This window comes from Xanthomonas melonis (assembly GCF_020783655.1).
Taxonomy (GTDB): Bacteria; Pseudomonadota; Gammaproteobacteria; order Xanthomonadales; family Xanthomonadaceae; genus Xanthomonas; species Xanthomonas melonis.
In genome coordinates, this window is sequence record NZ_JAJGQH010000002.1 from 205270 (window position 1) to 220289 (window position 15020).

9 protein-coding genes are annotated in these 15020 nt (G+C 69.4%); all 9 read right to left on the reverse strand.

Features of this window, described 5'->3' with window-relative positions:
- Positions 1-60 precede the first annotated feature (60 nt).
- Positions 61-4587, reverse strand: coding sequence for a cellulose biosynthesis protein BcsC (locus tag LL964_RS02755; protein WP_104584970.1), 4527 nt, complete (start codon positions 4585-4587; stop codon positions 61-63).
- On the reverse strand, positions 4569-5750 hold the full coding sequence (gene bcsZ / locus LL964_RS02760; RefSeq protein WP_104584971.1) for a cellulose synthase complex periplasmic endoglucanase BcsZ: 1182 nt from the start codon (positions 5748-5750) through the stop codon (positions 4569-4571). Before bcsZ ends, LL964_RS02755 begins: the two co-directional genes overlap by 19 nt.
- Positions 5747-8065: a cellulose biosynthesis cyclic di-GMP-binding regulatory protein BcsB gene (gene bcsB / locus LL964_RS02765; protein WP_104584973.1), complete on the reverse strand. Its 2319-nt coding sequence runs from the start codon at positions 8063-8065 to the stop codon at positions 5747-5749. Before bcsB ends, bcsZ begins: the two co-directional genes overlap by 4 nt.
- Before the next feature lie 44 nt (positions 8066-8109).
- A complete protein-coding gene (bcsA, locus tag LL964_RS02770; RefSeq protein ID WP_104584974.1) occupies positions 8110-10254 on the reverse strand; it encodes a UDP-forming cellulose synthase catalytic subunit in 2145 nt (714 codons plus the stop codon).
- 82 nt (positions 10255-10336) lie between these two features.
- The gene (locus LL964_RS02775; protein ID WP_104584975.1) at positions 10337-10813 is read right to left on the reverse strand and encodes a hypothetical protein; all 477 of its coding nucleotides are present in this window, start codon (positions 10811-10813) and stop codon (positions 10337-10339) included.
- A 28-nt stretch (positions 10814-10841) separates the two neighbouring features.
- Entirely contained in the window at positions 10842-11297 is a 456-nt protein-coding gene (bcsD, locus tag LL964_RS02780; protein ID WP_104584977.1) for a cellulose biosynthesis protein BcsD, read from the reverse strand.
- Between the two features lie 175 nt (positions 11298-11472).
- Complete coding sequence (gene pncB / locus LL964_RS02785) at positions 11473-12681, reverse strand: nicotinate phosphoribosyltransferase (RefSeq protein WP_104584978.1); 1209 nt, start codon at positions 12679-12681, stop codon at positions 11473-11475.
- Positions 12682-12759: 78 nt separating this feature from the next.
- A complete protein-coding gene (locus LL964_RS02790; RefSeq protein WP_104584979.1) occupies positions 12760-13728 on the reverse strand; it encodes a glycoside hydrolase family 113 in 969 nt (322 codons plus the stop codon).
- Positions 13710-14981 (reverse strand): hypothetical protein, encoded by a 1272-nt coding sequence (locus LL964_RS02795; protein ID WP_167395195.1) that lies wholly within the window; start codon positions 14979-14981, stop codon positions 13710-13712. Before LL964_RS02795 ends, LL964_RS02790 begins: the two co-directional genes overlap by 19 nt.
- Between the last annotated feature and the right edge of the window lie 39 nt (positions 14982-15020).

The window sequence follows — 15020 nt, forward strand, 5'->3', positions numbered from 1 at the left end:
CGCACGAACGGCGCCGTGAGGCGCCGTTCGGCGTTTCGAGCAATCGGACCGGAGGGCGCCTCAGCGATCGGCGGCGTAGGGCGAGGTCAGCACCTGCGGTGCACGGCCCAAGGCGGCGCCCAACCGGTCCATCACGAACCGCAGATAGAGATTGCTGCTGAACTGGTTGTAGTCGCGCGCGTTGTTGAAGGTCATGCGCCCACCCAGGAACAACTGCGGCGCCACCTGCCACTCGGCCGCACCGCTGAGGTTGTAGGACACCCCGGTGCGGCTTTGACCCGCGTACACCGGATCGGTGTAGCGATCGACCAGACCGAGCAGCGCGGCCAGCGAGGCGGCGTCGTAGGCCGCCTGCTGCAGGCCCGGATCGGTGGGGAAGTACGGCGTGGGATCGGTCTTGAAATGCTGCACGCCGATGCTGGCATCGACCTTCCAGTTGACGCTCTGCCCCGCGCTGCGGCCGCTCCAGTGCACCGGGAAGCCGAGGTCCACATACTCCTGCGGGCTGAAGTAACCGCCGTGGCCGTAGGTGAAGCCGCTGAGGTTCTTGTCGTATTGCATGGCGGTGAGGTTGACGCCGGCGGTCAGCGACTGATTGCGGGTTTCCAGTGCATGCACATAGAAGCCCAGGTCGGCCTGGCGGTGGTCGTTGTCGGCCACATTGTTGCCGGTCAGGCGGTGCGCGGCGAGATTGGCGTAGCCGCCGAGCAGGCCGTTGTCGGCCGTGGCCGACAGCGCGATGCCGCTGCTGGTGACGCCGCCCCATTCGCGGCCACTGCGGCCGTCCTGCGTGCCGGCGAACGACAGCACGCTGTCGGTGACCGCGCGCCGCGAGGCATCGGCCGACCAGCTCACCGTCTCGCCGAGCTCGCCGCGATAGCCGACCCCGCCGACGATGTTCTGCTCCTGGAATCCGATCGGCGTGCTGCCCACATCGGCGCTGAAGCCGCCGTTGCGATAGCGCACGCCGACACCCACGCCGGTATCGTCCTGGCCGAGCCGGCGCGCGCCGTTGCCGGTGGCGGCCATGCCGTTGAGCGTGGCCGCCAGCGTGGTGGGCGTCTGCTGCGCAGCAGCGCTGCTGCCGGCCAGCGCCTGCAGCGCGGCGCCATCGCCAGCGGCGAGCTGCTCGCGGATGGCGGCGTTGCCGAGGATGTCGCGCGCCAGCTGGGCGATCGGGGTATTGGCGGCGTTGACGCTGAGCAGGTACGCCGGCAACGGTTCGTTGGCCAGCGCGGCCACCGCGGCCGGCGTGCTGTTGTTGTTCTCGGTCAGCAGCTCGCCGAACAGGCCGGTGTTCAAGGCATAGCGCCGCAGGCGTTCGCGCGTGGCGGCGGTATTGCCCTGGGTGGCGAGCAGTTGATACACCGAGGAATTGACCAGCGTATCGATGGGGCTGCGATCGGCGGCCAGCGCATCGTTGACCGCCGTCTGCGGGCCGGTGCCGAAGCGGCTGGCGGTGGCGTAATCGGTGGTCACGGTGCCGGCATCCACCACGGTCGGCGTCAGCGTCACGCCGAGCTTGCCCTCGCCGACCGCGAACTCGGCCTGCACCGGCATCTCGATGTCGTCCAGGCGGCCCAGGCCGTCCTCGCCATCGCGCGAGCGATACAGCGCGCCACCGGCGAGGTGATCGCTGTTTTCCGACTGCACCGCGCGCAGTTCGTCGAGCACGCTGTTGCCGCTGCTGGCTGCGGGCAGCGCCTGTGCCGCGACGCCGCGCGGACGCAGGTCGTCGGCCGCTGCCGGCGTTGGCGCGCTGCGCGTGGGCAGACGCGTACGGCTGGTCGGTGCGGGCAGCACCGACGGCGCAACGCTGGCGCTCACCGGAGGCGGCAGGAGATCGGCACTATTGCCGGCGTAGGCATCCGCGCCGGCGGTGACAGGCGCGGTGACGGGCGCAGCGAAGCGGGCAGCGGCCGGTTGCGCGGGCAGCGGCACCAGCGCGGTCTGCGCGTAGGCACTGCCGGCATCCATGCGCTCGGACAGCACCGCCGGCGAACGCGGCGTGCCGCCGGTCATGCCGGAGAACGGATTGAGCGGGCGGCCGGACGAGGCCACGGCGACGGGGCCGCGGGCGGCCGGCAGGCCGTTGTCGAGCTGGCCGGCCTGGCGTTGCTGGGCGGCCAACGCGGCGCGGAAATACTGCTCGGCCTTGCGGTTCTTGCCGGCGCTGCGATACACCCGGCCGGCCGCGGCGAGCACGTCCGGCGACTCCGGCGCCTGCGCCAGCGCGCGCTGCAGAAAGCTTTCGGCATTGCGCAGGTCCGACTGCGCGGCGGCGCTGTTGGCGGCGGCGGTGAGCGTGTCCAGATCGTTGGGATGGCGTTGCAGGATCTGCTGATAGAGCGCCAGCGCCTGCGGCTGGTCGCCGGCCGCGGCATACAACCGGGCCAGCGCCGCCTGCGCGTCGCGGTTGTCCGGTTGCTGCGCCAGGATCGGCGACAGCGCGTCGTAGGCAGCTTCCAGATTGCCCAGCTCGCGCAAGGCATCCACCTGCCGCAAGGTGTAGGCGCTGCGCAGGCTCTGGTAGCGACGCAGCTGCTCCGGGGTCAGGGTGGTGGCCTGCAACTGGCGCAGCACCGCAGAGAGTTCGGCGTCCTGATGCGCGCGCAGCAACACGCCGGCATATTGCAGGCGGTCTTCGGTGCGCGGGTTGGCACCGGTGACCAGGCGCTGGGCCAGCACGAGGGCGCGCTGGGTGTTGCCGGCATCGGCATGCGCGCCAGCCAGCGCGGCCAGCAGTTGCGGGTCGTCGAGCTGGTTGCCGAGCGCGGTTTCGGTACGCGCCAGCAGTTGCTGCGCCTCGCCCACCCGGCCCTGCTGCACCAGCCCGCGCGCCTGGCGTGCCTGCAGTTCGATCCAGGCGGTGGTGCGCAGCTGGGTCATCTCCTGCGTGCGCGCAGCAGCGGGAATGCGATCGAGGCTGTTGTAGGCCCCCTGCCAATCGCCGCTTTCCTGGGCGAACACCGCATTGGCATGCAGCGCTTCGGGTTGGTCGGCATGCACGGCAAGCAGGCCGTCCATGACGCTGCGGGCCTGATCGGGGCGGCCGGCCTGTTGGTACAGGCGCGCCAGATCCAGGCGGATCCAGCCATCGCCGGGACGTTCGACCATGGCCGCTTCCAGCTCGGCCTGCGCGCTGACCGCATCGCCGGCCTCCAGAAACTGGCGGGCGCGGGCACGCTGTACGTTGGAACGCAGCAAGGCCTGTCCACCGGACTTGGCGCGTTCGGCGGCCGGCAGGCGGTTGAACAACTCGGTGGCCTCTTGCATGCGGCCCTGGCGGCTGTACAGCCCGACCAGGCCCTGCAGGGCGCCGGCATTGTCGGCGTCGCGTGCCAGGGCCTTGCGATAGCTGGCCTCGGCCGCGGCCGGATCGCTGGCGGCCTGCAATCCGCCCAGTGCCACGTGGCCGGCCGGCTCGTTGGGCAGCAACTGCACAGACTGCTCCACCAACTGGCGTGCCTGCGCCAGATCGCCGCGCGCGCGCGCGGCCTCCGCCTGCTGTAGCTGCTGCCAGTAGCGCGCGCTGTCCAGCGCGGTCTTCCACTTGCCGTTGCTGGCCGCGGCCGGGCGCAGCAACTCCTGCGCTTCGGAGAAGCGCTGCTGACGCAGGCGCACCGAGCCCAGCCCGCCCAGCGCTTCGGGATCGCGTGCCCGCGCGCGCAACACCTGGGTGAAGCGTTGTTCGGCCACACCCAGATTGCCGGCGTTGAGCGCGCGGAAGCCTTCACCGAGTGCGATGCCGTTGGGATCGGCGGACGCGCTCTCGGCAGTGCGGCGCTCGCTCAGCTGGCCGAGCTTGGCCGTGATGTCCGCATCGTTCGGGGTGCCGGCCAGGAACGCCTGGTACAGCGGCGCATCGGCGGTGCTGGCATTGAGCCACAGCAAGGCCTGGCGCCAGCTGGTCCGCGCCGGGCCGCCCACATCGGCGCGCTGGGCCAGCGTGCGCAGCTGCGCGATGCCCTCGCGGCGAGTGGGTTCGCGGTAGCTCAGCACCTGGGCCAGCGCCAGTTGCACCGACGGGTTGGCCGGCTCGCTGGACTGCAGCTTGCGCAGACCGTCACGGGCGCGCTCCCAGCCGGTAGGCGTGCCGGCCAGCGACTGGTAGTACTCCAACGCCAGGTTCGGCGGCGGCGGCTTGCCGGCAAACGCGGCTTCGTAATTGCGTGCGGCTTCCACATACCGCCCGGCCGAGGCGGCGCGGCGCGCGTTGCGCAGATTGGGATCCTCGCCGGCGCCGCCACTGCCGCGCGCACCGATCGCCACGCGCAGGCGCTGGGCCTGCGGCGACTGCGGGTGGGCGGCTTCGAGCTGTTGCAGGCGCTTGCGCGCTTCGGACTGGCGGCCTTGTGCCAGATCGATCTGGGCCAGACCGAGCAGGGCGTCGGGCTGGTCCGGATCGATGCCGAGCAGCTTCTTCCAGGTATCGGCGGCCAGATCGTCGCGGCCCTGGTCGTGCCAGTAATTGCCCTGCCCGACCAGCTGCTGGGTGGCGCTGGTCTGCGCCTGCGCCGGGCCGGCGAGCAGGCACAGGTCGATCATGCCGGCGAGGTAGAGCGGGGTCAGTTTGTTGCGGAGCATGCAGGCGTTCTCCAGGCGGGCAGCAGGCGCCCGTCTGCGGCAAAGCGGTAACGGTTCTCAAGCCAGCCCTGTCCGAACAGGGCCAGCGTGCGTTCGTAATACGGCAGGGCGGCGGCCGCAGGCTGGGCGGCGGCGGGAATGCGCTGCGCCTGCGCCTTGAGCAATGCGGGCTGGCCCAGGGCGCTCAGGTAGGGCAGCAGCGCGGCGGAAAATCCCACCGGCACCGCGCCGGTGCCCACGCCGCGCGCGGTATCGATCTTCTCGGCGAAGCCGGTGCCCGCCGCCAGCAGGTCGGCCGGGCCGGACAGGTCCTGCAGCAACTTGCTGCGCAACGGTTCGCCGGCATCGAGCATGCCGGCCCACAGATACACGCGGATGGCGTCGTAACTGCCCAGGTTGCCGCGTTTGGGATCGGCCGCGAAGGCCTTGCCGTCCCACACCGTCCAGTCGGGGGCGAAACCCACCGGCGCACTGTCGCGCAGCACGCGCGCGCTGTTGACGGCGATGGCGGCCCAGGGGCCCTTGGGATCGGCGCCGGCGCAGCGGCGCAGGACCTGGATCGGTAGGTAGCTGGGGTTGAGCATCCAACGGCCCTGTTCGACGAAACCACTGCGGCTGGGCAGCAGCATCGGGCCCAGCCCCGGCAGCGTGGCCACTTCCTGCGCGCGTATCAGTTGCAGGATCTGCTGGCCGGCCTTGACGTAGCCGGGGCGGTTCCACAGCCGGCCGGCTTCCAGCAGCGCGTAGGCGATCCACAGCTCGCCGTCGCTGGCGGTGTTGGAGTCGAGCACACGCCAGGTGCCGCCTTCGTCGCGGCCCCATAGCCAGGCCGGCAGGTTCAGGTCCGGGCGACCGCCGCACAGGTTGTGCCGGGTCCAGCCCAGCACCTTGTCGAACAGCACCTGGTCGTTGGCCACCAGCGCGAAGAACAGCGCATACGACTGGCCCTCGGAGGTGGAGCGCTGATCGGCGTTGAGGAAATCCACCACCCGCCCGTCGGGCTGGATGTGCCTGGACACGAACGCGTTCCACAACGGCCAGCTGCCGCACTGCGCGGGCACCGGCTTGGCGCCGGCAGGCAGCACCGCGGCCAGGCCAGCCAGCGCACCGGCGCCCAGCAGGCGGCGGCGGGTCAAGCTACGGCTATCGTCGTGTGCGTTCATGCGCTTTGCCCCTCGTTGAGACGTTCTGCGGTGTGCCGGCGCAGCACCACGCGGGCAGCCAGCGCCAGCAACAGCGCCAGCAGCACCACGGTCAACGCCAGCCACACCGGGTGGTGTGAGAAGTACCAGCGCAACCAGGTCGGCAGCGGCAGGTGCCCGACATAATAGGTCTGGTTGCCGACCAGGCTGGTGACCTTCTTCTGCTGCAGCAGCACCACGCTGCCCTGGAAGTCCTTGAGCAGGGCCGGGTCGAACCAGGCATCGAACAGGCGGCTCATGTTGGCCGGGTCTTCGGTCTGGAACGCCACCACGCTGCGACCGGATTTCAACGGCGATTCGAAACCCATCAACAGCACGTCGTCCGGCTGCGGCTGCAGCGCGATCTCGGCGGTGGTCGGCAGGTCGGTGCGACGCGCGTCGAAGGACAGGAAGCCCGGCAGCTTGTCCAACAGCCAGTCGGTCAGGCCCATGCGCCGGCTTTGCCCGTCCTGGCTCAGCGGCAGTTGCGCCTGCCATTGTTTGAACAGGGGCTGCGAGGTGGCGCTGCCGAGCAGCAGCAGGTCGCGATCGGCGTGTTGCTGGATCGCGCTGGCGCCGATGATCTGCGCATGCAGCGCCGGGTAGCCGGTGGAGGCGCCAAAACGGCCAAGCAGGGTCAGCACATTGCCCAGATCCTGGTCGCCGGGATTGTTGGGCAGCACGATGGTCGACTCGGACAGGTCGGCCAACCGGGTGAACGGATAACCGGCATTGGCGAAGGCGGCCAGGTTCGGCATCGCCATGTAGTGGTGGAAGCCACTCAGGTCGATGGTGGAATCGGCATCGATGGCGCCGGAGACGTCCGGGAAGGTGTTCTTGCATTCCTCGCCCTGCGGGCGATCGAAGAAGAAGTGGAAGCGCAGCTGGCTGTTGGCCGAGAACGCGCCCACCGGCAAGGTCAGATCCTGATGCACCGGCATGCTGCCGCGCGCACCCAGGCTGTTCCACCAGCGCACCGGGGTGGATTCGGCATACGGGCGCCCGGTCAGCGGCAGCGTGGTCACGAACGACTCGTTGATGCTGACGTTGAGCGCGGACTTGTTGTCCACCTCCGGCACCGTGTAGCGGTACTTCAACGCCACCGGAATGCCGTCGCGTTCCCACACGAACAGGTCCGGCGGCAGCTGCAGGCTCACCCGGATCAGGTCCGGGTGATAGCCGGTGACGTTGAGCGCGCCGGGCTGGCTGACCAGATCGCCGAAGCGCACCGGATGCTCGCTGGACACCCACTTGGGCGCGTCGTAGGGCTGGCGCGGCGCCGGTGCGGACATCTCGCCGATCCGGGCCACCGCACCGGTCAACGGCGCACGCAGCGCCAGTGCGGCGGCGGCGCGCTGCAATTCCTCGGTCGTGCGGCCGAGCACCAGCAGCAGCTTGCCGTTGGGATCGGTCGGGTTGACCACCACCGCCACGGTCGGGCCGCGGATATCGGCCACGCCGCTGTCGGCGGTGGCGAATTGCGCCGGCAAGGTGGCGGGGGTGGCCAACACCACCGCATTGCCGCTGGCCGGCAGGGCCGTGGTCGAGGCCGGGAACACCGCGCCGCGATATCCGGCCAGGGTGCCGAACCACGAGGCCACCGTGCCGGCCGCCTGCAGCGTGGCCAGATCCGGCTGCTGCGGGAAATAGAACGGCAGTTCCAGCCGGCGCGTGTCGCGCACATCGAAGAACGGCACCGGCAGCAGCGCCAGGTTGTTGGCCAGCGCCAGCGGCGTGGTGGTCAGCGACAGGCTGGTGGCCGCGTCCACGTTCGCCCACAGGCTGCTGTGATCGGGGTCTTCGCACTCGCGCGTGTAGTGGCCGATCAGCTGCAGGTTGAGCTGGTTGTAGTCGGTGATCAGGCGCGGATCGACCGGCAGATCGGCCGAGAGCAGCTTGCCGGCATTGGCCTTGTCGGTCGGCAAGGTGGCCACGGTGACGCCGTTGATGGTGACCTTGACGTGCGACAGGTCCGGCAACAGCGACGGCGAATAGCTGTACTTGAGGTTGAGCGTGGCGGCGGTGACGATCTCGTCGCTGCGCACGCTGAAGGGCACGCCGGCGCTGCCCTGCACGCCGCGCAAGGTGATCTCGTAATCGATGCCCAGATCGCGCAGCGTGGCCGCGCGCGTGCTGCCGGCCGGCAGCGGCGCCCCCGGCGCCTCTGGTGCGGCGGACGCAATCGTGGCCTGCGGATCGGCGCCGGCCGGCGCTGCGGATGGCACGGCCTGCTGCGCCTGCGCCAGTCCGGTCAGCAGGGTGAGCGCGCAGGTCAACAAGGCGGGGGACATTCGCATCAATCGGTTCTTGGCGAGGGAAAGGGACACAGCACGCATCGAACTCACGACTCCAGATCCAGCGGACGCGCCGGGCGGAAACCCTGCCGTGCGCTGTCCACCATGTGCCGGCCCAGCCGCCCGAATCCGCGCGCGCTGGCTTCCAGCACCTGGCCCATCGAGCGCCAGAACGAATCGCGGTCGTGCTGGCCCCACTGCGACAGCCAGATATCGGCGCGCGCGAAGGTGGACGCCACCAGCCAGCGTTCCTGTTCCATCGACATCTGCGTGAACTGGATGCTGACCTGGCCGTCGCGATCCTGCCGCACCACCGCCGGCAAGGTCTGTTCGATGCCACGATGGCTCAGGCCGATCTGGACCGGCAGGCCGGGTTCGATCGGCTGCGGCTGATCAAGCTTGATTGCCATGCCGCCGGTGGAAAAATTCAGCGAGCGGCTGGCCAGCACGTTGCCATCGGGCAGGTACAGGTTGACCGGGATATCCAGCGGCACGCGGTGTGCGCTGCGCACCTGGCGGGTTTCGCTGGCAGTGGCGATCGTGGCGCCCAGCAGCACCATGTTGTACAGCGTCCAGGCCAGGTTGAACCAGATCGTCTGCTGCTCGCCGCTGCCGCCCACATAGATCAGCCGCAGCACGCCGGCCACCACGCCCACCACGTTGAGCAGCAGCAGGAACAGATAGGGCTTGGCGATCTGCGCGTCGAAATAGCTGCGCGCCACCAGGCCACCCTTCGGGGTCACGTTGAACTTGCCCAGCTTGGGATTGATCAGCGCCACCAGCGTCGGGCGGAAGATGTACCAGGCCAGCGTGGTCTCGTAGACCTCGTTCCATAGCAGATGCCGGAACCGGCTTTGCACGCGCAGATTGGTCAGGTTCGCTTGCAGGATGTGCGGCAAGGCGTACGCCAGGATCATCAGGGCCGAGGCCTGGATCACGTGCGCACCGAAGAACAGGTAGGCCAGCGGCGCGGTGAGGTAGATGATGCGCGGCAACCCATAGAAGAAGTGCAGCATCGCATTGAGATAGCACAACCGCTGCGAGAGCCTGAGCCCGCGGCCGAGCAAGGGATTGTCGATACGGGCGATCTGCGCCATGCCGCGCGCCCAGCGGATGCGCTGCGCCACGTGGCCGGACAGGCTTTCGGTGGCCAGGCCCGCGGCCTGCGGGATGGCCAGATACGCGGTGCGATAGCCGCGGCGCTGCAACTTGAGCGCGGTGTGCGCGTCCTCGGTGACGGTTTCCACCGCCACCCCGCCCACCTCTTCCAGCGCGGTGCGCTTGATCACCGCGCACGACCCGCAGAAGAAGGTGGCATTCCACTGATCGTTGCCATCCTGCAGCAGGCCATAGAACAGCTCGCCCTCGTTGGGCACCTTGCCGTGGGTGTCCAGGTTGCGTTCGAACGGATCCGGCGAGAAGAAATAGTGCGGCATCTGCACCAGCGCCAGCTTGGTGTCGCGCAGGAACCAGCCCATCGCCACCTGCAGGAACGAGCGGGTGGGAATATGGTCGCAATCGAAGATCGCCACGTACTCGCCGCTGCACTTCTTCAAGGCGGCGTTGATGTTGCCGGCCTTGGCGTGCGCATTGTTGGTGCGGGTGACGTAGTTGATGCCGACCTCGGCGCAGAAGTCGCGGAACTCGTCGCGGCGGCCGTCGTCGAGCAGGTGGATGGTGATCTTGCCGGCCGGCCAATCGATCACGCTGGCGGCCAGCACGGTGGTGCGCACCACCGACAGCGGCTCGTTGTAGGTGGGAATGAACACGTCCACGCTCGGCCACAGGCTCTGGTCGGACGGCAGCGGCACCGGCTTGCGGTTGAGCGGCCACAGCACCTGGAAATAGCCCAGCACCAGGATCACGAAGGCATACAGCTCGGCACCCAGCAGGCCCAGGCCGAGGATGAAATCCACCGCACTGCCCACGCCCATGGTCTGGGTCATGCGCCACCAGATGTAGCGGCACGACACTGCCAGCGACATGCCCATCATCATCAGGATGACCAGGCGTCCGCCGCGGTTGCGCACCGCCAGCGCCACGGCGAACAGCACGCCGGAGAACACCAGCTGCTGGTTCACGTCCATCGGCACGGCCACCACGAACACCAGCAGCAACGCACCCAGCAACCACAGCGCCCAGGTCGCCAGCCTGGGCAACGGTGATGCGGAACGGGCACGGGTCTCGGTCATCGGGCGGATCCTTTCTGGCGTGGCGGCAAACGGAACGGGCAAGCGCAGCGGCGCTTGCGGCAAGTGACTCAATCGAGCGCGATCACCGCGAGCGCAGCCGCTTGAGCGGGCTGTGCGCCGAGCCGCGCGCATCGGCCTGCAACAGCCGCTGGAACAGGCGCTCCAGGGGTGTCTGCGCCGGCCGCTCGGGCGGGGTCAGCCCGCGCGGGCCGGGCTCGTCGAGTTGGCGCAGCTTGCGCAATGGCGCCAGTGCATCGGCCGGTAGGCTGGCCGCCTGCTCGGCGGACGCAGCGGCGTGCGGCGCAAGCCAGGTCGGCACTCCCGGCGCCGCTGCCGGTACGGGCGGCGGCACAGGCGCAGGCGGCGCGACCGCTTCCTGCGCGGGCGGCGCGGCCTCGGCGGCGGGTGCCGCATCGGGCGCCGCCGCGCCCGGCTTGCGCGGCGGCAGCTGGGGATACGCGAAGTCGTGATACCCCTCGCCCGCTTGCGTTCCCAGCCGTGCGAACAGGCCAGACACGTCGTCGTGCCCGGATGCGTTCCTGGTGTTCTTCGGTGCCATCACATTCCCCTTACCCGATCGCACATGCTCATGCCGTTCGCGCCAGTACGAACTGGCGCAGATCGACGGTGTCGCCCGGCACGGTCTGCACCGCCAGGCCAGCCAGCATCCCCAATTGCTGGAACCACCCTTCATACACGCCCTGCAGGAAGCCGTCGCTCCATGCGGCCCCCTCCAGCACCACGCTCAACGGCGCACCGGCATGCAGGATCTGCACGTGATCGGCCTGTTCGTCCATTGCGCACCGGCCCCAGTCGCAGCTGTCCCAGACCGCATTGGCGGCCTGCTGCAGCTCCTCCAGCGTCGCACACGGCAGCAACCGGTGCGCGCGCGCGAAGCGGCTGCCGATGCGGGCCATCAGCATCGCCAGATCCTGCTCGGGCAGCTCGGCGCCGAACTCCTCGGCCATCGCACGCACGAATCCCGACCATTGCCGGGAACAGCTGCGAGTGCGGTACAGCGACAACGGATCCGGTGCTGGCATTTCGGGAGCTTTCGCGAAGGAGGGACACCACATACGACAGATGCACCAGAAGTGATGCAAGCGTGATGCCAATGTTAACGCCTGCCAACTGCCAATTGAGAGATACATCTCACTTTTTCAGCCATACCCCGACAGCGGCTGCGCACCAGCGGCAGATTGCGCCAACCTGCGTCGCTCACTGCCGCGCGCAGTCACCTTGCTCGGCAGCCTGTTCGGCGGTCGGGGCCAGCCCGAACACGGTGCGCAGATAGCGCAGATAGCCGGCGTCCTCGCACATGCTCTTGCCCGGCGAATCGCTGAGCTTGGCCACCGGCTGGCCGTTGCAGCGGACCATCTTGATCACGATCTGCAGCGGCGTTGGCCCCAGGTCGTTGGTCAGGCTGGTGCCCACCCCGAAGGCCAGCCGGCAGCGGGCATGGAAGTGCTGGTACAGCTTCATCACCTTGTCGATGTTGAGGCCATCGCTGAAGACCAGCACCTTGGTCCTGGGATCGATGCGATGGGCTTCCAGGTGCGCAATCACCCGCTCGCCCCATTCGAACGGGTCGCCCGAGTCGTGGCGCATGCCGTCGAACAGTTTGCAGAAGTACAGATCGAAGTCGCGCAGGAAGGCATCCAGCCCCACCACGTCCGACAGCGCAATGCCCAGATCGCCACGGTATTCGCGTGCCCACGACTCCAGCGCGGCCACCTGCGAATCGCGCAGCCGCGGTCCCAGCGCCTGGAACGCCTGCAGGTACTCGTGCGCCATCGTGCCCAGCGGGGTCAGCCCGTAATGCTTGGCGAAGTACACATTGCTGGTGCCCACGAACTGCCCGCCCAGGCCATCGCGCAGCAGCGGCAGCAGCTCGCCGTGCCAATGCCGCGAGTAACGGCGCCGGGTGCCGTAATCGGCGATCTTGCAGCCGGCCGGCATGCTGCGCAGGCTGGCGATCTTCTCGCGCAGGCGGCAGCGGCCTTCCTCGAAATCCGGCTCGGAGGTGTTGCGGAACCACACCTCGTTGATGATCGCCAGCAGCGGCACTTCGAACAGGATGGTATGCAGCCACGGCCCGCGGATGGTCAGCTCGATCTCGCCAGGGTGGGCAGCCGATGCCGACAGCTGCAGATACTTGCGATCCAGCTGGAACAGCGCCAGGAAGTCGGCGAAGTCCGGCTTGATGAAGCGCAGGCCGCGCAGGTAGTCCACCTCGTCCTCGCGCAGGCGCAACCGGCACAGTGCGTCGATCTCGCGCGAGATTTCATCGATGAACCGGGCCAGATCCACCCCGGGCGTGCGGCATTTGAAGCGGTACTCGACCTGGGCGGCCGGGTGCTGATGCAGCACCGCCTGCATCATGGTGAACTTGTACAGATCGGTGTCGAGCAGCGAATGGATGATCATGCGGCCCGATTATGCCCGCCGCCGCGCGCAACCGCCGTGCACATGCTGGTGGGCCGACGATCGCCGCCAGCCCGCCCCTCAGCGTGCCAGCACCTGCTGCGCCGGCTTGCCCTGCACGGTGAAGTCGCTGTCGCCCGGGCCGCCGGCCTCGGGGTCGGTGTACCAGCACCATAACGCCACACCGTCGATGCCGTGCGCCTGCAGCACCGTGCGCCACTGTTGCAGCACCTGCAGCTGCAGCTGCGTGTCCACTGCCGCGCTGCGCTGTTCCGGACTTTCCCATGGCGCGGCCAGGCTTCCGCGCGCCGAGCGCAGGCCCAGCTCGGCCACCCACACCGGCTTGCCCACGCGCTGCCCCAGCCGCTGCAGCCGCTGCGCGGCGGCGTTCATCTCCGCCGTGCGTGCGGTGGCCGCCTCCGACAGGCGCGGATACAGACTGGTACCCACCGCATCGAACAGCGACCAGTAGCGAAAGCCCTCGGCATGCTCCATTCCGTCGGCCACATACAGCAGCTTGCCGCGGTAGACCTTGCGCACCGCCGCCACCAGCGCAGGCCATTGCGGCGCGTCCTGGAGCTTGCGCAGCTCGGTGCCGATCACCAGCGCCTCGGCGTGTTCGTCCTCGGCCAGCTGCGCCAGCGGCAACACCGCCTTCTGGTAGGCGGCGAACCAGGCGGCCTGATCGGCAGGAGCCAGCTCACCGGCCCAATGACCGGGAATCCACACATGCACCTTCAAGGTCGGATCCAGACCCGCGCGATGACTCTGGCGTAGCGCGGCACGCATGGCCTCCAGGCTGCTGTCGCTGCCCAGCACCGGGTCGCTGGATTGCGGGGTCGCCTGCCACACGAAGGCCACCAGCAGCGCCTTGCTGGCGCCGGTCGCGGCCAGTGCCTGCAGCGATCGCCCGGCGGCGGGACTTTCCCACGGCGCGTTGGCCGAGACCTTGACGTTGGCACCCATCCACATCGGCGCGGCCGCATTGCAACCATTCGCCAGCAGGCACACGCCCAGCACCGCAGCGAGCGTCAGAACGCGCCTGAACATGCGACTGCAGCCTCGGTGGTGGATGCGGCCGCATCCTGCCCGCAGGTGGTCGCGCCCTGGGTGGCCCGCACGGTCTGCGGCGCTGCCGTCGGCGCTTGCGTGGCCGGCGCACCGGCCAGCGTCGAGGCACCGACATCGCCTGCTGCCTCGGCGTCGGCCTGTGGCGACTCGACCGCCACCGTTGCCGTGCGATCTACCGGCAGCGATACCGGCGGTGCCATCACCACTGCCTCGCCCCGCAGCAGTGCCTGTTCGTCGGCCGGCGTGGCGCGCAGCCAGCTCCCCCAACCCTGCGGCTGCACCCAGGCCGCACCCAGCAGGCCGAGCAACAGCAGGCCGGCCGCCTGACCGCGCTGGTCCGGCTGCAGGGCACGCAGCAGCAACGCGGCCGGCACCCACAGCAGCACCAACGCATCGAACCCGGCCCAGCCGAAGGCAAACGACAGCGCCGCCGCGCAGATCACCGTACCGGCGCTGGCAACCACACCCCGCGCGAGCGCGGCACTGCGCGCGCGCAGCACCAGCGCCAGCACCGGGAAGCAGACCACTGCCGCCACGCCCCAGCGCACCGCCGGCAGCCAGTCCTCTGCCTGCGCGGCCAGCGGCAACGGCAGCGGATGCCCACCCTGCGCGATGCTCGACAACGTCGGCCATGGCGCATTGAACACGGTCAGATTGACGTAAGCCCACATACCGACCAGGAACGCGAACGGCAGGTAGCACACCAGGTAGAACGACCCCGGCGCCTTGCGCAGCATCTGCGGCGGCATCACCAGCAGCAGCCACGGTGCCACCATCGTCGACAGCGCCAGCGTCTGCAGGTCCAGGCACAGCAGAATGCACAGCCAGCCGGCGATGCGCAGGTAGGTGAAGGCTTCCACCGGCGCCTGCAGCCGGCGCAGCGTGCGGCACAGCCCGTAGAACGCCAGCAAGCCCACCGCCTGGCTGCCGCCGGCCGCGATCGGCAGCAGGAACAGCGGGTTGCCGCCCACCAGCAGGGTCAGCCCGCTGGCCCAGCCGCGCCCGAACACGCCGGCCAGATCGCGCCAGAGCAGCGACAAGAACAAGGCGTTGGCGGCCACCGCCAGGAACGGCCAGACCTGGAAAGGCAGCTGCCAGCGATGCAGCGCCAGCTCCACCGCCCACGCCAGCAGGCCGCTGGCCGGCACGCCGACGCCAGGCGCTGCGGCCGGTGCGGCGCCGCCCAGCGACTGCAGCAGCAATGGCTGACTCAGCAGCGACAGCGCCACCACCGCGACCAGGAACGCCGGCAGGCCGCTGTCGCGACGCGC